This is a genomic window from Micromonospora sp. NPDC049900 (assembly GCF_044461025.1).
In the GTDB taxonomy this organism is placed as follows: domain Bacteria; phylum Actinomycetota; class Actinomycetes; order Mycobacteriales; family Micromonosporaceae; genus Micromonospora.
The window spans coordinates 341,585-359,732 of sequence record NZ_JBITKM010000006.1 but is presented as its reverse complement, the minus strand read 5'-3'; the positions used below and the strand labels follow the sequence as shown (position 1 = coordinate 359,732).

The window sequence follows — 18,148 nt, the reverse complement described above, 5'->3', positions numbered from 1 at the left end:
ATCAGGCTTCGGGCCGTCCGGCGGTGGCGGCGACGAGCAGCGACAGTTCCCGAACGAGGTCGTCCAGGGACTGGCCGCTCTGCGTCCGCAGCAGTCCGAGGCTGAGGTCGGCCAGCAGATAGAAGCCGAGCGTCCTGGCCTGCTCGGAGTCGAAGGCGGCGAGTAGTTCCTCGGCACCGGCGAGGTCACCACGGTGTTTGGCGGCGATCACCCCGGCGGCGCGTTGCACCAGTTCCGCCACGGCCGGGATTGGGCCGGTCACGCCGCTCAGATCGTCGGCGTGGCGGCGCGGGCGGCGTCGAACCGGGCGATCACGTCCGACCAGTTGACCAGGTTCCACAGCCGGTCCACGTAGTCCGGTCGCACGTTCTTGTACTGCAGGTAGTAGGCGTGCTCCCAGGCGTCGAAGACCAGCAGTGGCGTGGTGCCCTGTCCGACGTTGCCGTGGTGGTCGTAGACCTGCTCCACGATCAGCCGCTGCCCGAGTGGCTCCCAGGCCAGTACGCCCCAGCCGGAGCCCTGGACACTCTTGGTCGCCGCCGACAACTGGCCGGCGAACGCCTCGAACGAGCCGAAGTGCTCGTCGATCGCCGCCGCCAACTCACCGTCGGGGCGGTCGCCGCCGTCCGGCGACAGGTTGCCCCAGAAGATCGTGTGCAGGACGTGCCCCGACAGGTTGAACGCGTACGTCTTCTCCAGACCGACCAGCGTGCCGAAGTCGCTCCTGGCACGGGCCTCGGCGAGCTGCTCCAGGCCGTCGTTGGCCCCCTTGACGTACGCGGCGTGGTGCTTGCTGTGGTGCAACTCCAGGATCTGCCCCGACATCGCCGGCTCCAGAGCGCCGTAGTCGTAGGGCATGTCGGGCAGGGTGTAGACCGCCATCAGGAAGTTCCTCCACGTCATTCTGCGATGACTTTGCTATTGCCACTATCTTGCAACAGATCTACGCCGCGCAGTAGCAGGATCGGGTGCGCTGATCCTCGGACATCCACGGAAGCGGCGGCCGTAGGCCGAATCGGGCCATCGGGCCGATGTCCCGGCCGTCGGGATACCGGCCTCTGTCAACCGGGACGCCCGGACCGGCACACTCATCGGCGGTACGCGGGCGTGGCGGATCGGGGCGGCCCGGGGGGTGTCGCTCCGATCCGCCGATCCGTCTCCTCGGTCGGGCCCGACGGCCCGCGACCCGGTTGGTGGCGACGTCGGCGCGGCGCGGACTACCGGGACGGAGCCGGGGGTACGCGGGGCGTCAGAGGGCGGGACGGACGACGAAGGTCGCCGACGACGAGGAGGCACCGTCGCCGATCGGGGACACCTGCATCTGACGCTGCCCGTCGTGCCGGAGGTAACGGTTCGGGTAGTTGTAGGAACGCAGCGACGTGTGCGTACCGCTGATGCCGGTGACCTGGCAGAACGTCGAGTCGGCGCGGAACAGGTCGCTGCCGTCGGCGCGGTGCAGGAACACCCGGAACTCGTGGTGCCGCAGGTAGTGACCGGGGAAGTTGACCGACTCGAAGGAGAGGCAGGCCCCGGCGAGGCCGGTGCGGACGACGAACGCCGCGTCGGCCTTGGAACTGGCGCTGCTGCCGGCGTCGACGGCGTCGACGCGAGCCTGGAACCCGGCGTGCCGCACCCGGCGGCCGGGCAGGGCGGCTGCCTCCAGGCCGATGCGGGCACCCGGAGTCAGGGCGGTGCCGGTCGGAGCCGGTGGCGTCGACGAGGGACGCGCGGGGTCGCTCGCCACCGGCGGCGGCAGGACGGGGACGGGGTGTGCGGACGTGGGGCCCGGAGTCGCCCGGCGGGACACGCTCGCTCCACCACCGTCGACGGTCGGGGTGGCCCCCGGCGACAGGGTGGGCGTTGCGGGGACAGCCGAAGGCGTGTCGGAACCGGGAGCACCGGGACCGATCGGAAGTCCGTCGCCGGGCTGGTCCGGGCGGGGCACCGCGGCGGCGAACTCGCCGCGTACCGGCTCGGGTGTGGACCCGTCGTACAGTGCCGTCACGCCGACGATGGTGCTCACGGCGACCACCGCGACCCCACAGAGCAGCAACTTACGCCGGACGTCGGCGGCCGCGCCGGGATGCGACCGACCGGACGGCGGGAGCAGTACGGTGGCGGACCCGTCGCCGGGACGACGACCCGGACCGGCCTCGGCGGGAGTACGGCTCCGCCGGGTGGGTGCGGACAGCACGATGCGGGGCAAGGCCGGGGACGGCGTGCTCCGGTGCGGCGTTCCACCAGGCCGGTCGGGTCGGCCGCGGCCCGACCGATGGGACGCTGTCGGGGCGGTGTCCGTGTCGGGCGCAGAGATCCAACCACCGATACGCAGGCGTGGCTGATTGGTGCCCTTCTCGGACATGGTGATCTCCTGCCGCTTCCCGCGCACGCGCCCGCCCGGACAAGTCATCTGGTTGCGGCACATACGCTCTCATCACCACACGGGTCGGCGCCAGTCCTCACCGACGACTAGGTCGAGCCGGTGTCGAGGCGCTCGACGGCGGTGTCGTGGATCAACCGGTCCCCCAGCAGGGCGGAGATCGACGCGAGGCGCCGCGCGTCGGCCTCCACGTCGGCGTGTGCGATGTCTCCCGACGGCGGTTCCACACCGGGCTCCACCGTGGCGTCGGCCACCTGTCCCCGCACGTACCGCCGGACGGCGACCAGGATCCCGGCGGCCTCCCCGGCAGCAGCCACCCGGGCCCCGTCCCATCCTGCCGTCGCGGCACGCCGCCGGGCCCGCGCCACCACCTGCGGATCCGACGGCCCCACCGCCTGGAGACCGTCACCGATCTCCACGCACCGCCGGTACAGTCGCTGCCCGACGCCCCACACCCACCAGGGGTTGCGCTCCGGGCTGCGGGGCGGGTGCAGCGCGATGCTCGGAACGGCCCGGTAGAGCAGGAACCACAGCGGATGCAGGTCGCGGTAGAGCGCCCTTCTGCGCGGCCAGGCGCGCAGACCGTCGACGGTCCTCCACACCGCGGACAGCACGAAGCTCGAACAGATCAGCACGACCGACAGCGTGACCAGCGACTGCGACGCGACCGGTTCGGGCCAGGGAGGCGTGGAGCCGGCCAGTCTCCAGGCGAGGAACAGCGCCTTGTGCCCGACGAAGGCGGCGCCGAAGAACGCACCGGCACTCAACAACCGCATGACGACCTTCAGCCGGGTGCCGGCGAAGCGCGCGTAGCCCAGCGACATGCGCAGGATGTCCACCACGGAGACGCCCAGGTATGCCAGGAACGCGAGCATGTAGACGATGACCTGTGGCCGGTCGCCGTAGCGCTCGGCGAAGTGCATCGGCTCCGACTCGGGGACGTGGGCGGCCCAGAACATCGTGATCATCACGGTGGCCACCACCGCGAAGAACAGCCATCGCCGTCGCATCGACCGACGCGCCCGCTGCGGATCCCCCAGATGCAGGAAGAGGAACTGGATCGCGGTGGCGGTGATCAGTGCCGCGCCGTGCTCGACGGGCTTGGCCAGGTTCGGCACCCCGGACATCCCGTCGATCCCGCTGTGCACCGGGGCCCACCCGGCGGTGACGGCGACGCCGCAGCCGAGGCAGATCGCCAGGCTGGCCCGGATCCTCGGGTTCGACGGGTCTCGTCGTAGCGCGCCCAGCCTCACCACGAACGCCGCGACGGCGACCACCAGCGCCGCGACGTGGCCCGCCGCCACCAGCATGCGTACCTCCCGGCTAGTCGGTCAGCGTCGCGGCGATGCGGTACATCACCGCCGCCGTCTCGTCCGCGAGATCGTCGAAGCCGCCGACCCGGCCGACGGCGGCCATCTGCGCGCCGAGGTGGGTGGCCAGCAGCTCGGCGTCGTGTTCCTGGCGGTCGTGGAACGTCGACGACGAGCGGGCCAGCAGTGCCCGGACGCCGGCCGAGTCCGTCGGCTCCGGCACGGTGGACGGCAGCAGCACCTTGCCGGTGTGCCGCAGCGCGATGTGCATCAACTCGTGCAGGATCGTCTGGGTCTGCACGAGCGGGGACGAGTCGCGGCTGTAGAGCACGTAGTCCGTCTCCGCGGTCGCCACCCACAGCCCGGCCTGCTCACCCATCGTCATGGCCAGGACCTGGATGTCCCGGCGACGGGCCTGGGCCAGGGTCGAGATCATGCCGGGGAGCGTCAACGGTGCCGGCAGGTCGACCACGAGTTGGCGGATCAGCCTCTGGACCTGCCGTCGGTGCCGCCACATCGCCCCCGCGCTCCCCCCGTGCGAGCCTCCACCGAGACGTTCCCGTGCCTGTCGTCCGTCCTCGTCCTGATCCCCACGTCCGGTCCGTCGAGACTCGCGCTGCGCCACAATAGTGGTGGCACAAGGGGGCAGCATAGCCAACCGGCGTCGATCGTGGGATCCCCGCGCGGGCGCGCGCCCCTGCCGCGACGGACCGGCCGGGCCGGGCAGAATGCGGGAGTGTCCGACACCAGGGAGGTCCGCTCCGGTCGACCGGCGCTGCGGTCCGCACGCGTGGTGACCGAGGTGTTCGCACCGGCGCTGCTGGCCGCGGCGATGCCCGTCGTCATCGGGGTGACGAGCGTGTCCCCCCTCGTCGACGGCCTCGGGTGGGCGCTCGTGGGTGCGTTGTTCTGCTCGGCGATCCCCAACGCGTTGATCTGGTGGGACGTCCGCCGTGGGCGGTTGACCGACCACCACATCCGGGTCCGCGAGCAGCGCCGGACGCCGCTGCTGTACGGCCTGCTCTCCGTACTCGTGGGACTGTCGCTGATGATCGGCCTCGACGCGCCCCGACCGGTCGTCGCGATCGTCGTGGTGATGTTCCTGCTCGGGGTGGCGGTGACCGCGGTGAACCTGGTCTGGAAGCTCAGCATCCACGCCGCGGTGGCCGCCGGTTCGGCCGCGGTGCTCGTGGTCGCGTTCGGTCCCGCACTCGTCGTCACCGTACCGCTGGTGGCGCTGGTCGGCTGGTCGCGCGTACGGCTGCGGGACCACACCGTCGCCCAGGTGGTCGCCGGCACCGTCGTGGGAGTGCTCGTCGCCGTGCCGACGTTCCTCGCCCTTCGGTGAGCGGGATCCGCGCTACGGGTCGGACCGGTCCCGGCGTTCCTTGCTCTGTGCCTCCAGCGCGGCGACCTGCTCCACGATCGCCCGCAGGCTGGCCCGTGGCGCGCCGGGCGGCATCCGGCGGGCGAGCACGGTGATCGTCTCCAGGTCCGGGTCGCTCACCGACTCGGCGTCGGCGACCCGGTCGAAGAAGAAGTTCGGCTCCACCCGGAAGAAGTTGGCCAGTTGCTGGATGGCCGATCGCGACGGATTGTCCCGCTCCCCCCGGAGCAGGTAGTTGACGTAGCTGGTGGACAGACCGGTCGCCTTGGCGACCTCGTCCGGCGTGAACGGTCTGTCGGTGCCGGGTTTGAGACGCGTCTCGAACAGGTGCCGCAACCGGGCGGCGAACGAGGTCGGCCCGTCGGTGCCACCAACGTCGGCCATGACCATCCTTCCGATCCACCTGCGACGATCGCCGCACCCCGATTGGGGACGACCACAATAGTTGCTGAACGGCGTGGCGCTGTGCTCTACTGAGTTGCACCTGACAACTATTGTGGCAGTGACACCGTAGCGGACACCGCCCGATACCCAAAGGCATCCACGGACTCCGGCAGATGTCGAATCGGTATCGACGTGTCGGGTGACGCGCGTCAGTGGTGGAAGCGGTACGGGGAAACGCAGGCTGTCGCGGCGTGCGTTGCCGCATCCCGGGCGACCGGCAGGCGGGCTCAGGGCTCGTCGTCCTCCGCAGCCGTACGCCCGCGTCCCTGGCGCCGGTGGCCCGGGGCGGCGCACGCCCCGGGCCATTCAGGGTCACCACAGCGCTGCGGCCGTCGCCGAACTCGGGCAGCGGCAGCAGCGCGTCCGTGGCGGCCTGTGCTTCCGGACGACCTATCGCCCGACCGTGGCCCCGGAGAGGAACGCCCATCTCCAAACAGTCACGGGTGCCACCTCCTCGGTCCCTCGCACGGACTCGAGAGAGGTCTACGCTGGGCGTGTGATCCGGGCTGTGATCGTGGACGTCGACGACACCCTGTGCCTCACCCAGGCCGCCGCGCTCGCGTTGGAGAACGAGGTGCTGGCACGGATGGGCCGACCTCCGATCCCTCCGCACGTGCACCTGTCCACGTGGGGAGCGCCGCTGCTGGACGCCATGCCCATCCGGTCGCCGGGCCTCGACCTGGCCCGGTTCACCGCGCTGCACCAGCAGGCACTGGAACGGCACATCGCCGACGGCCGGCTGGACGTGATCCCGCCGGAGAACCTGCGGGCGCTGGACGAGTTCGTACTGTCCGGCCGGGCGGTGTTCCTGTTGACGTCGCGGACCGAGGAAGAGGTCCGGCACATGCTGGCACCCGACCACGTCCTGGCCACCCGGGTCAGTGGCGTCTACCACGCCGGGAACACGCGGTTCCGCAAGCCGGACCCGCGTACCTTCGACGAACTGCTGGCGTCGACGGGACTGCCGCCGGCACAGTGCGTCTACGTGGGGGACTCCCCCGGTGACGCCCTGGCCGCCGGGGGCGCGGGACTGCACTTCATCGGCTGCCTCCAGAGTCGGATCCGGACGCCCGCGGACTTCGAGCCCCGGTACGTCGACGCGTTCGTGGACGCGTTCCCCGACATCGTCGACGCGGTCCGGCAGCTCGAACCGGTCACCCCGGTATCAGACGGTTGACCTGCGGCGACGAGCAGGCCGAGGCACGGCGGACCCGGGCCGACGGCGTCGACGCCGGCATCGGCGGGGATGGCACCGGTCGCCGGCCACGGGTACGGTCGAGGGAGGCGCCCTACGCGCCACGTCGAGGTCGGCACCCACGCGCTGTCCTCCCCGGCGCCGGATCGATGGTGGCAACCTCATCCGGCCGCGCCAGTGCCCTTCGCCAGGGCAGGGACTGAGCATTCGCATGAATCTCGTCACTGACCAGGACCTTCTGCGATTCAAGTACTACGACGCCAGACCGAGCACCCGGCACGTGACCCTGTCCGGGGAGGCCGATCTGGCGACCACCACGGTCATCCGGCACCACCTCGGGCAACTCCTGACTCCCCCGTGGGTCACCCATCTGGTGCTCGACCTGACTCCGCTGCGCTATCTCGACTGCGCCGCGCTCTCCGCGCTGCTCGTGGTCCGGGAGACCGCCGCCACGCGGGGCCAGCGGATCACCGTCACCGTCACCGCCACCAGCAGCGCGGCGAGGGTGATCGCGCTCAGCGGCGCGGACCACGTCCTGCGGACGCCGGAGCACCTCCCGGGACCGACCGCGTCGATCGCGCGCGAGGTGACCGGCCCCCACCGGCCGTCGGTCGCCGCCGGCAGGCGCAGCGCAGGACCGGCGGCCCAGCCGGCATCCCGCTGAGGGAGCGGAGCGCGACGCCGGTGCCACATCCGGATCACGACTCGACGCGGTGCTCCACCGCGTCGAGTCGGTCCGGTGCGGGACTCTGGTGCGTCGCCGCCTCGACCGTGCCGGTCGGACAACCGAGAACCGCCGCGATCTGCGCCACCGACAGGTCTTCGACGTAGCGCAGCACCACGATCGCCCGCTGCCGACGGGTCAGGCGGGCCAGTGCGCGGCACACCGCGCCCGTCAGTAGCCAGGCGGACCGCAGCAGTCCCATGCGGCCACCACCGGTCGTCCCCTGATCGCGGTCCATCGCCCGTTGCCTCGGTCGGGGTTCGTGTCGGCTGACACGCCCCGTAGAGCATCCTAGGAGGATGGACTGATGGGTGACGGGCGGCGGGGCATGTCAGCCCGCACGATCGGATGTCGTACCGGTGGGCAAGGATCTTGTCAGCACGACGCCGACACCGGTCGGCGCGACATCACCACGGCGGACGTCGAGTCCGCGGCGGGCGGGAGGATTGCGGTGACGGACGCCGACGAGGCCGCGTGGCGGCGGCGGAGCGTGCTGGCGGTGATGCCGCCGGCCCGCCCGCGCAAGCTGGCGAAGGTGCCCTTCGTCGAACTGGCCGACGGCCGACTACAGGGCGTCGTCTCCAGCGGCTCGGACATCGAGCGGGTCTACGTCTCGTCGGTGACCGCCGGCACCCACGCCTATCACTGCAGCACCAACAACAACCGGCCCTGTGGCGGGTTGCGCGGCGCGCCCTGCAAGCATCTGCACTCCCTCGCCGACGAGGCCGTCCTCCAGTACGGCGTCGAGCGGGTCGGCCGGTACCTGCGGGTCGACGGCGGTGACGGGGTGCGCAGCGGGACGGACCTGCTGGCCCGGATGGACACCCGGCACGAGCCGACCCCGGCCGCCGTGGTGTTCAGCCGGTTCCTGCGTCACCTGGCCTACCTCGAACTACCGGACAGCGGCACCGCGTTGCCCGAGCTGCACTGGTTCCCGGCCACCGGGGCGGGTCGCTGATGCTCGGCACCCAGTTGGCGCAGTTGGCGCAGGATGGTCCGGTCGGTCTGGCCGACGTCGACACGGTGGTGGTCGGCTTCGACGAGGCACTGGTGGGCGGGTTCGCGCGGGTCGGTGACCAGGCCGCCGCAGCACTGGCGACGATGGCCGACGCGGTGGCGGGCACCCCGCTGGCTGCCCGGGTGGCCGACGCGGTGGGCAGGGTGACCTCCGGCGGGTTCGGGCCGGACGACCTCGCCGTCCTGGCCGGCGCCCGGTCGGCGCTGCTCGGTGCGGCGCACGACGCGCTGCTCGACCGGTTCGACAGCGCCGTCGGGCGGGACCGGGCACCGTGGACGGCCCCGGCCGGTGCACCGGCCGAGATCTCCGCCGCGAGCGGCGCAGCCGCCGCCTGGCTGCACGAGGTGGCCGTGGCCGGCTGGCGCGGCGTGGACCACGAGATGCTCTCCGCCGTCGGGTCACCGGTCGAGGCCGCCCTGGCCGAGCCACGGCTACGCCGGCTGGCGGTGCTGCTCGACGGACTCGCCGCCGAGCTGCGGGCGAGCCTGCCGGTGGCCACGATGCCGCAGGTGCCGGCCCGCCGCTGGGCCGACCTGTGGACCCGCGCCGTGCTGCTGACGCGGGATCGCTCCGGCCCGGTGGACGACGTCACGCATGTCTCCGGGCGGCTGCTCCCGCTCGGGGTGGACGTGCACGAGCACGCCACGGCGGTGCAGGTGCAGGTGCACGCCGTCCTGGAGCCCTCCGACGGCGGACCGGCCCGACTGGTCCGTACGGCGGTGGCGGCCGGGAAGGTCGAGACGATCACCGGGCCGGCGGTGTGGCGGCTCCTGGCGGCGTACCCGGTGCTGCTGGCGGCGGTGGCCCAGCGGCGGGCGGTGGCCGTCACCGACCTGCCGGTGCGCGGCGGTGACCTGACCTGGTGCGACTCGCAGGCCCGCGCGGGCGAGCCGGCCGACCCGTTCGCCACCGGCCGGTTGCTGCTCGCCGAGGCGACGGCGGCGGCCACCGCCCCGCTGGACCGGCATCCGGCCGTGATCGCCGAACCGGTGCTGATGGAGGGCTACCGGGTACGCAAGGACGGCGACGGCCTCACCCTTGAGCGCGACGGAGAGTCGATCGGCGTCACGGTCGAACGGCTGCCGGCGGCCGGTCCACTCACCCCCGCACTGGTCGCCGCCTCGACCTGCTGTCTCGGTCTGGCGCGGTGGGATGGTGGACGGTGGTGGGTGCAGCCTCTGGCGGTGCAGGCCACGGTCAAACGCGCGCCCGTCGAGGCGCACAACGGCGACTGGGCCGAGGGCGTCACCGACCCGAAGGTGGCCAAGTCCGAGGCCAGGGCGGGCGACGCCGTGGCCGTACTGCGCGAACGCGCGGGACGGTTGCTGCGCCGATGACCCACTCCCCCGACGACCAGGCCGCCGCGAACCGGCGGCAGGTGCTCTACTGGCGGCTGCTGGGCCGGATCTTCGACCCGGACGAGCAGCCCACGCTGGAGTCGGCGAGCATGGCCGTGGTCGAGGACCTCGGCCTGCCGGCGGCCCTGCTGGACCCGTCGGTGTCGGTGGACACCGTGGTGCAGCGCTTCCCCGAGGTGGCCGACGAGCTGCGGGGACTGCTCTCCGACCCCGAGGCCGCGACGGGCGACGGGTCGTATCAGCCCGGTGAGGCCGAGGTCCGGCGGGCCGCGCTGGTGTCGAAGGTGCTGCTCAACGTGTTCGCCACCGGTACGGGGCCGGTCAGCGCCGGTCAACTGGCCCGCTGGCAGGCCGACGCCGGCTGGTTCGAGCAGGCGCTCGGCAGCGCCCCCGGCGAGCTGCGCCGACAGGGCACCGGCCTCGGCGGCACCCTCGCCGGCATCGAGGGCGACCTGGTCCGGCGGATGCACCTGCGGGAGGTGCTGGCGGACCCGGTGCTGGCCCGTCAGCTCACGCCCAGCATGTCGCTGATCGAGCAACTGCTGCGGGACAAGGCCAACCTGTCCGGCACCGCGTTGGCCAACGCCAAGGCGCTGATCCGCCGCTTCGTCGACGAGGTCGCCGAGGTGTTGCGGACCCAGGTGGAGCAGACCAGCGTGGGCGGCATCGACCGGTCGGTGCCGCCGAAGCGGGCCTACCGCAACCTCGACCTGGACCGCACCATCTGGCAGAACCTGACCAACTGGAGCCCGGAGGACGAACGCCTCTACGTCGACCGGCTCTACTACCGGCAGACGGCACGCAAGACCACGCCGTCGCGGTTGATCGTGGTGGTGGACCAGTCCGGGTCGATGGTCGACTCGATGGTCAACTGCACCATCCTGGCGTCGATCTTCGCCGGGCTGCCCAAGGTCGACGTGCACCTGATCGCGTACGACACGCGGGCGTTGGACCTGACCCCGTGGGTGCACGACCCGTTCGAGGTCCTGCTGCGCACCAGGCTCGGCGGCGGTAACGACGGGCCGGTGGCGATGGCGATGGCCCGCCCGAAGATCGTCGAGCCGCGGAACACGGTGCTGGTGTGGATCTCGGACTTCTACGAGTTCGGCCGGTCCCAGCCCCTGTTCGACGGCATCGAGGCGGTGCACCGGTCGGGGGTGCGGTTCATCCCGGTCGGTTCGGTCAGCAGTTCCGGTCAGCAGAGCGTCAATCCGTGGTTCCGACAGCGCTTCAAGGACCTGGGCACCCCGGTCGTCTCCGGCCACATCCGCAAACTCGTCTTCGAACTCAAGAGCTTCCTCACCTAGGAGAGACACCCCTGATGTCCGAGATGCTGCGTGCCCCCGCCGAGGTCAAGTACGCCGACGAACTCGACTTCCTGGAGTCGGTGGACACCGGACCGAAGCCGTACTCGTGGCGATTGAGCCCGCGCATGGTCCGGCTGTTCGTGCTGGGTTCGGAACGCGCCGACGGTCTGGACCGGGAGATCCCGCAGAAGTGGTTCGGCGACCGCAGCTTCGTCGAACGCAGCATCGTGACGCTGGCGTCGGACCGGGGCCTGCTGCTCATCGGTGACCCGGGCACCGGCAAGAGCTGGCTCGCCGAACTGCTGTCGGCGGCGATCTGCCGCAACTCCACGCTGGTCGTGCAGGGCACCGCCGGCACCACCGAGGACCACATCAAGTACTCGTGGAACGTCTCCATGGTCATCGCCAAGGGCCAGTCGCGTGAGTCGATGATCCCGTCGCCGATCATGACGGCGATGGAGCAGGGCGTGGTGGGCCGTTTCGAGGAGCTGACCCGGTCCACCAGCGACGTACAGGACGCGTTGATCTCCATCCTGTCCGAGAAGTACGTCTCCATCCCCGAGCTGAACGACGACAACATCGTCTTCGCCCAGCCCGGATTCTCCATCATCGCGACCGCCAACAGCCGGGACCGGGGCGTCAACGACCTGTCGTCCGCGCTGAAGCGACGGTTCAACTTCGTCCGGATCCCGGTGGTCACCAACAAACGCAGCGAGGCGGAGATCGTCCGGTTCCGGACCGAGGAGTTGCTACGCCGCCACCATGTGGAGCTGGACGTGCCGCCCACGCTGCTGGACATCCTGTTGCAGAGCTTCGCCGACCTGCGGGCCGCCGCCGCGTCGGCGACCAGCGACGACGAGAAGTTGGAGTCGGCGCTGTCCACCGCCGAGCAGATCGGGGTGCTGGAGGACGCGATCCTGCACAGTCAGTTCTTCGGCGACCGGACCCTGCGGGCCGAGACGCTCGCCGGTTCGCTGATGGGATCGCTGGCCCGACGCAGCCCGGAGGACCTGGCGATCCTCAACAAGTACCTGCACGCGGTGGTGGAGCCCCGGGCCACCGAGGACGGCGGTGAGTGGCGCGGCTTCCTCGACGGTGGCCGTCAGGCGATCGCCGCCCTGTCATGAGCGCCCCGGCGGCCGTCGGCGCGTTCGGTGCCCTGCGTGAGCAGCTCACCGACGCGGCCGCCGCGTTCGCGGGCGGTCCGGACGCGCTGGCCGACATCCTGGCCGGGATGGTCGACGACGTGGACCGGGCCCTGGGCGAGCGGCTGGAGATCTTCCCGGTCTGCCACCATTCGCCGGCCTCCGCGCTGGCCATGGTGCGTCGGTTGCGGAGCAGGCAGCCTCGGGTGATCTATCTGGAGCTCTGCGAGGACCTGCGGCCGTTGCTGGGGGAACTGCGCAACTGTCGGCTGCCGGTGGCGGTGCAGGCGTTCGCCTCCGAACTCGACGGTTTCCCCGCCGCGTGGGGTCCGCTCAGCGTGATCGCGCCGGTCACCGAGGCGTCCGCCGAATACCAGGCGATCGCGTACGCGTTGGAGACGCCCGGGGTGGAACTGGTGCTGGTCGACCGCTCCACCGATCACGTCTTCCAGTGGTCGCCCCGTGCCGAGACACCACCACCGGGCGAGGTGCCCGGCGCGGAGAGCGGGGCCGAGGCGGGCGAACAGGCGGCCCTGCACGGCGACGCGGTGGGCGTGGAGATCGGCGACCTGCGTCCCCGGTTCGCCGAGTTGGAGGCGCACCTGCTGCACCACGGCAAGGTGCGGCACTGGTCGGAGTGGTGGGACCAGTACGTCGAGCGGCCACTCACCGTCGCCGACCACGACACCTACCGTCAGGTGATGGTGCTGATCGGCAGCCTGTTCCGGCGGTTGCGTCCCGCCGGGTCGGACCGCACCGACCGGGACGAGGACCGGGAACGCTACATGTGGACCCGGATCCGGCAGCACCTGGCGGCCTCCGGCGCGGCACCCGAGGACTGTCTCTACGTCTGCGGCGCCTTCCACGCCGCCAGCCGGGTCGAGCAGTTCGGCCTGGACTCCACCGCCCCGGACTTCGACATCTCGCCGCGCACCGCGACCCGGTGGCGGTACGGCCTGATCCCGTCCAGCCACTCGGCGATCGAGGCACAGTTCGGTCTCGCGCCCGGATCGGTGTCGATCGCGGCGGCGAGCTGGACCAGGGCGGTGAGCGGGTCGGGTGTGACGCCGTACCGGCTGGACGGCCAGCGGGGCGGCACGTCCCGGGGCCGACGGGGACGCGGCGAGCCGGATCCGGCACCGGCCGAGGCGGTCACCGACCGGCTCTCCGGGTTCCTCGCCGCTCCCCCCACCCTGGACGGGCTCGACGAGGCGGAGCTGCGCCGGTGGTGTGTGGACATCGTCCGGCTGGCCCGGCGCAACGGTTACCTGGCCAGCACCGCCGACGCGATCGCGGTGTTCGAGACCTCGATCCTGTTGGCCGGGCTGCGTGACCGGGCCCGACCCACCCCGTACGACTTCGCCGACGCGGCGGTGACGTGCATCGAGAAGGACGTGGTGCCGGGTCGGCGCGATGTGCGGCGGCTCTGCGAGATCCTGCTCGGCGGGGACCGGATCGGGCAGGTCGGCTACGACGCCCTGCCGCCGCTGGCCCGCGACGTGCTGGACCGGCTCCAGCCGCTCGGTCTGGACCTGGAGAAGCGGACCATGCAGCGGGCGCTGTTGGATCTACCGGCCAGCCCGGAGCTGGCGGGCTGCTCGGATCTGCTCTGGATGCTGCGGCACGTGCTGCCGCCCGGTGCGGTCCGTCCGATCATGGGTGAACGTCGGCTCGGTCACCGGTCCATCCAGGAGAGCTGGGACCTGGCGCTGGGCCGTCACCAGCGTGCGCTGATCGAACTCGGGTACGAGGGCGTGACCGTCGAACAGGTGCTGGAACAGCGCCTGCGTCGGGCGGCACACGGCCCGGACGCCACCGCCGTCGGTGCGCTCACCGCCGTCGAGGACGCCATCCGGCTGCTGGACAGCCCTCGGCTGGTCGAGGAACTCGGCAACCGGGCGGTGGAGCTGCTCGCCGCCGAACGTACCGTCGACGACGCGCCGCACGTGCTGCGCCGGATCCGTCGGCTGCTCGCTCACCACCAGGCCACCGCGCCGACGCTGCCGGCCTGGTGCGCGGCGTTCGTGACCACCGGGTACGCGCACTACTGCACGTTGCTGCCGACCGCCTTCGTCGAGGAGGAGACCGGCGTACGGCAGGTCGGGGCGATGCTCGGGTTCCTGTTCAGCCTGGAGAGCCTGGCACTCGCCCTGGGCTGCGAACGTTCCCAGCTCGAACTCGCGGTGGGTCAGTCCCATCCGCAGGCTCCGGCCAAGGTGGCCCTGCTCTGGGCGGCCCGGCACCAGCTCGGTCTGCTGCCCCTGACCGAGCTGCGGGCCCAGTGCCGGGAGCTGCTGGCGAACCCGCTGGTGGTGCCGGCCTTCCCGCAGTACCTGTCCGGGTTCGTGCACGCGCTGGAACCGGTGCCGGGGCTCGCGCCGTTCGTGGTGGAGACCATGTCGACCGCGTTCGCCCGGCTGCCCGACCCGGTGCTGCTGCCCTGGCTACCCAATCTGGTCACCACGCTGCGGGAGCACGGCGCCGAGTCGGTGCCGCTGCTGGTCCGGGAGGCGGGGCGTACCTTCCCGGGCACCCTGCCCGAGCTGGACTCCTGGGTGCCGCCCTGGCTGGCCACCGCCCCCACCACCCCGACCGTCGCGGCGGGTGTCCCGGGTGCGGCGGCCGGGCCGGTGCACGCCCTGCTGGCCGGTCATCCGGAACCGGTGGACGCGGTCGCCGAGCTGTTCGGCGTCGCGGACGGCTGGCACACACCGCGTGGCGGCGCGGCGACCCTGGTGGAGACCCACCCGAGCACCGCCGAGGCGGTCGCCGCACTGTTGTCCGACAGGTGACGCGTGGTGTCGGGCCGCGCTGCCCGACACCCCGCGGCCCGGCTGCGGGACGTGCGGGTCACTCGCAGAAGACCTGCACCTTGGCCTCGGGCTGGTCCACGTCGACGGTGAGGTCGTCGAGCTGCTCGACGAGGTCCTCGATGTGCTGCGGCTTGAGCTGGGTCAGGTCGATGGGTACGCCGGACTTGGCCAGCTCGACGTTGACCTTGCTGAGCGCCTGCGGGGGGACCAGGCTGGTGAGGCGTACCCCGGCGCGCAGCAGTTGCAGCGGGACCCGGATGTTGACCTGGCCGGGACCGTCGTCGTCGTTCGAGGTCACCAGCACGCGCAGATACTTGGGGCGCGCCTTCGGGCGGTGCAGGGCCGCCGTCGGCGACGCCACCTGCTCACGCTCCAGGGCGCTGATGAGCTGTTCCGCCTCGTCAGCGGTGATCTTGCCGTCGGCCAGCATCTGGAGGATCTGGCGGCGCTGCTCGTTCATGTCGGTCCTCTTCCTCGACTCATCTCACGCTTATCAGCAGGGCCTTGCCGCCCTGCCCGATCTCGATCCGGGTGCCGGGCAGGGCGCACAGCACCTGTCCCACCCCCCGTGACGCGGCCACCGGGTTCACCCGGACGACGAGGCAGGCGATCAGGCCGACCGGGAGGGCGATCAGCAGCAGTGGCGCGAGCAGCAGCAGGACCGGCAGGACCGGTACGTACCGCCGCCGCCAGCGGCCGTCGGGGCGGCGGTGACGGATCGTCACCAACTGCGGGATCACCGTGAACTCTCCAGCTCGGTCAACGCCTGTGCGACGTCGATCTCTCCCCGCCGCAGGCGGTCGACGACGTCGGCGCCGGTGGGCCCTGGGTCGGTGTCCACGAAGTCGAGCTGGGCGGCGATCCGGTTGAGGCGGGACTTGATCGTCGGGTAGCTCACTCCGAAGATCCGCTCCATCTCCTTGATCGAGCCGTGTGACCGCACGAAGGCGGCCACGAACACCTGGTCGTCGACGCCGAGTTGGGCGAGTTGCGGCGGCTCGAACTGTCCTTCGACCGCGATGCCGCTGCCGGTGAGGCGGACCCGTTCGACCACGAACGACTGCCCACGGGTCAGATCCGTCAGTTCCTGCCAGTCCACCTGCGGCCCCCTGCCGTCGACGACGTACCTAGGACTAGTTGTAGCTTGATTTTCTTAATCTCGCAACGCCCAGATCTTAAGATAGTTCATATCGGTGGCGCTTCAGCGAGGACGTTTCTTCGAACCGAGTTCGCCAAGGAGCGACGCGCGGAGGCTGGAACGAATACCGTGATCGTTAAGGTCCGGGTGGGCTGGGTATAGAGGCACGACGATGGATGGTTCGACGGCACCACCAGACACCCAGGGGGAAGCCCGTGAGTAACCGAATCGGCGCGACTCGCGCCAGCCACGACACGGCGGCGGTGTTCGACCGCAGCGCCGCCACCTACGACCGCGTCGGCGTGGAGTTCTTCGGCCCGATGGGGCGGGAACTGGTACGCCGGGCCGGGTTGCGCCCGGGACAACAGGTCCTCGACGTCGGATGCGGGCGGGGTGCCGTCCTGCTGCCCGCGGCACAGGCCGTCGGCCCCACCGGCGGTGTCGTCGGCATCGACCTGGCTCCGACGATGGTCGACCTGACCCGCGCCGACACCGCCGGCCTCCCGCACGTCCGGGTGGAGGTCGCCGACGCCGAGGACCCGCCCCTGCCCGAGGCCGCCTTCGACGCGGTGCTCGCCGGACTCGTCGTGTTCCTGCTACCCGCGCCGCTGTCCGCACTGAGCGCCTACCGGCGGTTGCTGCGTCCCGGCGGGCGGCTCGGCGTCACCACCTTCGCCGCCTACGACCCGCGCTTCACCGCGGCGCTCGGCACACTGGCCCGGCACGTGCCGCCGGAGCGCCGCCAACCACCGGCGACCGGCCGGGAGGACGACTTCGCCACCCGCGAGTCGACCGGTGACCTGCTGCGCCGCGCCGGCTACCACCAGGTCACCGTGCACGACGTACCGTTCGAGAGCCGGTTCCGCGACAGCGACCACTTCGTCGCCTGGGTCTGGTCCCACGGAGCCCGCACGATCCTGGAGAGCATCCCGGCCGAACGGCTGCCCGCCGCCCTCGCCGACGTGGCGGACGTGCTGTCCCCGGACGGCGGAAGCCTCCGGCTGACCACGACCATCCGGTTCGCCCTCGGCACCCGCGCGGATTCCTGACCACGGCAGAAATCCTCGACGATGCAGGGAACTCCGGGCGGGGTGTGCCCGACCAGGTAAGCGAGGTGCGTACGCACCGGTCGCCGCACCCCTCCCGGAAGGTCGTCCACACATGTTCCTCACACGTCGTCGGGTCGCCCAGCTCGGCGCTCTCGGGCTCTTCACCGCCGCGACCGTGGCGCTCGCCGGCTCACCGGCCGCCGCGCACGTCACGATCAGCCCGTCGGTGACGACCGCCGGCTCGTACGCCGTGCTGACGATGGGTGTGCCGCACGGCTGCGACGGTTCCGCCACCACCAAGGTGTCCATCCAGATCCCCGAGCGGATCGTCACCGTCACGCCGACGGTGAATCCGAACTGGACGGTGGAGAAGGTGATGGCGGACCTGAATCCGCCGGTCAAGGACAGCCACGGCAACGAGGTCACCCAGCGGGTCGCCGAGGTGGTCTACACCGCCAGGACGCCGTTGCCGGCCGACCTGCGGGACACCTTCGAGCTGTCGGTGAAGCTGCCCGACGCCGCCGGCGAGACGCTGGCGTTCCCCTCGGTGCAGACCTGCGAGCAGGGTGAGACGCCCTGGGTGCAGATGCCCGCCGACGGTCAGAACGCCGACGAGCTGGAGTATCCGGCACCGAAGTTCGTGTTGACCGCCGAGGCCGACGGCGACGCCGCGGTGCAGCCGGTGGCCCGGACCAGCACGGAGTCCAGTGGCGGCAGCGGCGCGGTGGGGTGGATCGGCCTGGTGCTCGGCGCGCTGGGTCTGCTGGCCGGCGGGCTGGCGCTGGCGCGTACCCGCAGGACGGCCTGACGGGCGGCAACGCAGGTGACGTCCCGTAGCGGCCTCGCGGCACGGCGGACGGCAGCAGGCGGGCGAACGCGG

At 71.6% G+C, this 18,148-nt stretch carries 20 protein-coding genes; 10 read left to right on the top strand and 10 right to left on the bottom strand.

All coding sequences use genetic code 11. The features are described from left to right. Nucleotide 1: 1 nt before the first annotated feature. The 5 genes from ACIBMZ_RS17130 to ACIBMZ_RS17110 all read right to left on the bottom strand — a co-directional run bounded on the left by ACIBMZ_RS17130 (nt 2) and on the right by ACIBMZ_RS17110 (nt 4,207). Nucleotides 2-262: a superoxide dismutase gene (locus ACIBMZ_RS17130; RefSeq protein WP_396694737.1), complete on the bottom strand. Its 261-nt coding sequence runs from the start codon at nt 260-262 to the stop codon at nt 2-4. A gap of 5 nt (nt 263-267) precedes the next feature. Then, nucleotides 268-882 carry a superoxide dismutase gene (locus tag ACIBMZ_RS17125; RefSeq protein WP_396694735.1) on the bottom strand — a complete coding sequence of 205 codons (615 nt, stop codon included), beginning with the start codon at nt 880-882 and terminating at the stop codon, nt 268-270. Nucleotides 883-1,249: 367 nt separating this feature from the next. After that, nucleotides 1,250-2,206 (bottom strand): AbfB domain-containing protein, encoded by a 957-nt coding sequence (locus tag ACIBMZ_RS17120; protein ID WP_396694733.1) that lies wholly within the window; start codon nt 2,204-2,206, stop codon nt 1,250-1,252. A 263-nt stretch (nt 2,207-2,469) separates the two neighbouring features. Then, the gene (locus ACIBMZ_RS17115; RefSeq protein WP_396694731.1) at nt 2,470-3,690 is read right to left on the bottom strand and encodes an MAB_1171c family putative transporter; all 1,221 of its coding nucleotides are present in this window, start codon (nt 3,688-3,690) and stop codon (nt 2,470-2,472) included. Between the two features lie 13 nt (nt 3,691-3,703). Beyond that, nucleotides 3,704-4,207: an ImmA/IrrE family metallo-endopeptidase gene (locus tag ACIBMZ_RS17110; RefSeq protein ID WP_396694729.1), complete on the bottom strand. Its 504-nt coding sequence runs from the start codon at nt 4,205-4,207 to the stop codon at nt 3,704-3,706. Nucleotides 4,208-4,426: 219 nt separating this feature from the next. Here ACIBMZ_RS17110 and ACIBMZ_RS17105 point away from each other — a divergent pair, with 219 nt between their 5' ends. Next, a complete protein-coding gene (locus ACIBMZ_RS17105; RefSeq protein ID WP_396694727.1) occupies nt 4,427-5,038 on the top strand; it encodes a phosphoesterase PA-phosphatase in 612 nt (203 codons plus the stop codon). 12 nt (nt 5,039-5,050) lie between these two features. Here the strand turns inward: ACIBMZ_RS17105 and ACIBMZ_RS17100 are convergent, their stop codons facing one another. Next, a complete protein-coding gene (locus tag ACIBMZ_RS17100) occupies nt 5,051-5,461 on the bottom strand; it encodes a helix-turn-helix domain-containing protein (protein ID WP_396694725.1) in 411 nt (136 codons plus the stop codon). Between the two features lie 556 nt (nt 5,462-6,017). On the opposite strand from ACIBMZ_RS17100, the gene ACIBMZ_RS17095 reads away from it, so the two are divergent. Then, complete coding sequence (locus tag ACIBMZ_RS17095; protein ID WP_396694723.1) at nt 6,018-6,698, top strand: HAD family hydrolase; 681 nt, start codon at nt 6,018-6,020, stop codon at nt 6,696-6,698. 229 nt (nt 6,699-6,927) lie between these two features. Then, nucleotides 6,928-7,380 carry an STAS domain-containing protein gene (locus tag ACIBMZ_RS17090; protein WP_396694721.1) on the top strand — a complete coding sequence of 151 codons (453 nt, stop codon included), beginning with the start codon at nt 6,928-6,930 and terminating at the stop codon, nt 7,378-7,380. A 34-nt stretch (nt 7,381-7,414) separates the two neighbouring features. Here ACIBMZ_RS17090 and ACIBMZ_RS17085 read toward each other — a convergent pair whose 3' ends face one another. Beyond that, a complete protein-coding gene (locus ACIBMZ_RS17085; RefSeq protein WP_396694719.1) occupies nt 7,415-7,642 on the bottom strand; it encodes a sigma factor-like helix-turn-helix DNA-binding protein in 228 nt (75 codons plus the stop codon). A 300-nt stretch (nt 7,643-7,942) separates the two neighbouring features. On the opposite strand from ACIBMZ_RS17085, the gene ACIBMZ_RS17080 reads away from it, so the two are divergent. Genes ACIBMZ_RS17080 through ACIBMZ_RS17060 form a run of 5 tightly spaced genes read left to right on the top strand, consistent with a single transcriptional unit; the run spans nt 7,943 to nt 15,060 of the window. After that, entirely contained in the window at nt 7,943-8,398 is a 456-nt protein-coding gene (locus ACIBMZ_RS17080) for a hypothetical protein (RefSeq protein ID WP_396694810.1), read from the top strand. Beyond that, nucleotides 8,398-9,795, top strand: a complete 1,398-nt coding sequence (locus ACIBMZ_RS17075; RefSeq protein ID WP_396694717.1) for a hypothetical protein — start codon at nt 8,398-8,400, stop codon at nt 9,793-9,795. The genes ACIBMZ_RS17080 and ACIBMZ_RS17075 overlap by 1 nt, the downstream gene beginning before the upstream one ends. Further along, a complete protein-coding gene (locus tag ACIBMZ_RS17070) occupies nt 9,792-11,123 on the top strand; it encodes a VWA domain-containing protein (protein WP_396694715.1) in 1,332 nt (443 codons plus the stop codon). The genes ACIBMZ_RS17075 and ACIBMZ_RS17070 overlap by 4 nt, the downstream gene beginning before the upstream one ends. Before the next feature lie 14 nt (nt 11,124-11,137). Then, nucleotides 11,138-12,250, top strand: a complete 1,113-nt coding sequence (locus ACIBMZ_RS17065; protein WP_396694713.1) for an AAA family ATPase — start codon at nt 11,138-11,140, stop codon at nt 12,248-12,250. Further along, the gene (locus ACIBMZ_RS17060) at nt 12,247-15,060 is read left to right on the top strand and encodes a DUF5682 family protein (protein WP_396694711.1); all 2,814 of its coding nucleotides are present in this window, start codon (nt 12,247-12,249) and stop codon (nt 15,058-15,060) included. The genes ACIBMZ_RS17065 and ACIBMZ_RS17060 overlap by 4 nt, the downstream gene beginning before the upstream one ends. A gap of 58 nt (nt 15,061-15,118) precedes the next feature. Here ACIBMZ_RS17060 and ACIBMZ_RS17055 read toward each other — a convergent pair whose 3' ends face one another. The 3 genes from ACIBMZ_RS17055 to ACIBMZ_RS17045 are packed head-to-tail and all read right to left on the bottom strand — an operon-like array spanning nt 15,119 to nt 16,180. Next, nucleotides 15,119-15,541, bottom strand: coding sequence for an SHOCT-like domain-containing protein (locus ACIBMZ_RS17055; RefSeq protein WP_396694709.1), 423 nt, complete (start codon nt 15,539-15,541; stop codon nt 15,119-15,121). 19 nt (nt 15,542-15,560) lie between these two features. After that, the gene (locus ACIBMZ_RS17050; protein ID WP_396694707.1) at nt 15,561-15,821 is read right to left on the bottom strand and encodes a hypothetical protein; all 261 of its coding nucleotides are present in this window, start codon (nt 15,819-15,821) and stop codon (nt 15,561-15,563) included. Then, complete coding sequence (locus tag ACIBMZ_RS17045; protein ID WP_350699841.1) at nt 15,818-16,180, bottom strand: DUF2089 domain-containing protein; 363 nt, start codon at nt 16,178-16,180, stop codon at nt 15,818-15,820. Before ACIBMZ_RS17045 ends, ACIBMZ_RS17050 begins: the two co-directional genes overlap by 4 nt. Before the next feature lie 266 nt (nt 16,181-16,446). Here ACIBMZ_RS17045 and ACIBMZ_RS17040 point away from each other — a divergent pair, with 266 nt between their 5' ends. Together ACIBMZ_RS17040 and ACIBMZ_RS17035 are read left to right on the top strand one after the other, a co-directional pair. Beyond that, the gene (locus ACIBMZ_RS17040; RefSeq protein WP_396694809.1) at nt 16,447-17,268 is read left to right on the top strand and encodes a class I SAM-dependent methyltransferase; all 822 of its coding nucleotides are present in this window, start codon (nt 16,447-16,449) and stop codon (nt 17,266-17,268) included. A 112-nt stretch (nt 17,269-17,380) separates the two neighbouring features. Then, on the top strand, nt 17,381-18,076 hold the full coding sequence (locus tag ACIBMZ_RS17035; RefSeq protein ID WP_396694705.1) for a YcnI family protein: 696 nt from the start codon (nt 17,381-17,383) through the stop codon (nt 18,074-18,076). The last annotated feature ends 72 nt before the right edge of the window (nt 18,077-18,148 follow it).

Coding starts and splice junctions, on each gene's coding strand:
- ACIBMZ_RS17075 (WP_396694717.1), top strand. CDS start 8,398: ATGCTCGGCACCCAGTTGGCGCAGTTGGCGCAGGATGGTCCGGTCGGT.
- ACIBMZ_RS17115 (WP_396694731.1), bottom strand. CDS start 3,690: ATGCTGGTGGCGGCGGGCCACGTCGCGGCGCTGGTGGTCGCCGTCGCG.
- ACIBMZ_RS17110 (WP_396694729.1), bottom strand. CDS start 4,207: ATGTGGCGGCACCGACGGCAGGTCCAGAGGCTGATCCGCCAACTCGTG.
- ACIBMZ_RS17100 (WP_396694725.1), bottom strand. CDS start 5,461: ATGGCCGACGTTGGTGGCACCGACGGGCCGACCTCGTTCGCCGCCCGG.
- ACIBMZ_RS17035 (WP_396694705.1), top strand. CDS start 17,381: ATGTTCCTCACACGTCGTCGGGTCGCCCAGCTCGGCGCTCTCGGGCTC.
- ACIBMZ_RS17065 (WP_396694713.1), top strand. CDS start 11,138: ATGTCCGAGATGCTGCGTGCCCCCGCCGAGGTCAAGTACGCCGACGAA.
- ACIBMZ_RS17070 (WP_396694715.1), top strand. CDS start 9,792: ATGACCCACTCCCCCGACGACCAGGCCGCCGCGAACCGGCGGCAGGTG.
- ACIBMZ_RS17060 (WP_396694711.1), top strand. CDS start 12,247: ATGAGCGCCCCGGCGGCCGTCGGCGCGTTCGGTGCCCTGCGTGAGCAG.
- ACIBMZ_RS17090 (WP_396694721.1), top strand. CDS start 6,928: ATGAATCTCGTCACTGACCAGGACCTTCTGCGATTCAAGTACTACGAC.
- ACIBMZ_RS17125 (WP_396694735.1), bottom strand. CDS start 882: ATGGCGGTCTACACCCTGCCCGACATGCCCTACGACTACGGCGCTCTG.
- ACIBMZ_RS17055 (WP_396694709.1), bottom strand. CDS start 15,541: ATGAACGAGCAGCGCCGCCAGATCCTCCAGATGCTGGCCGACGGCAAG.
- ACIBMZ_RS17085 (WP_396694719.1), bottom strand. CDS start 7,642: ATGGGACTGCTGCGGTCCGCCTGGCTACTGACGGGCGCGGTGTGCCGC.
- ACIBMZ_RS17080 (WP_396694810.1), top strand. CDS start 7,943: ATGCCGCCGGCCCGCCCGCGCAAGCTGGCGAAGGTGCCCTTCGTCGAA.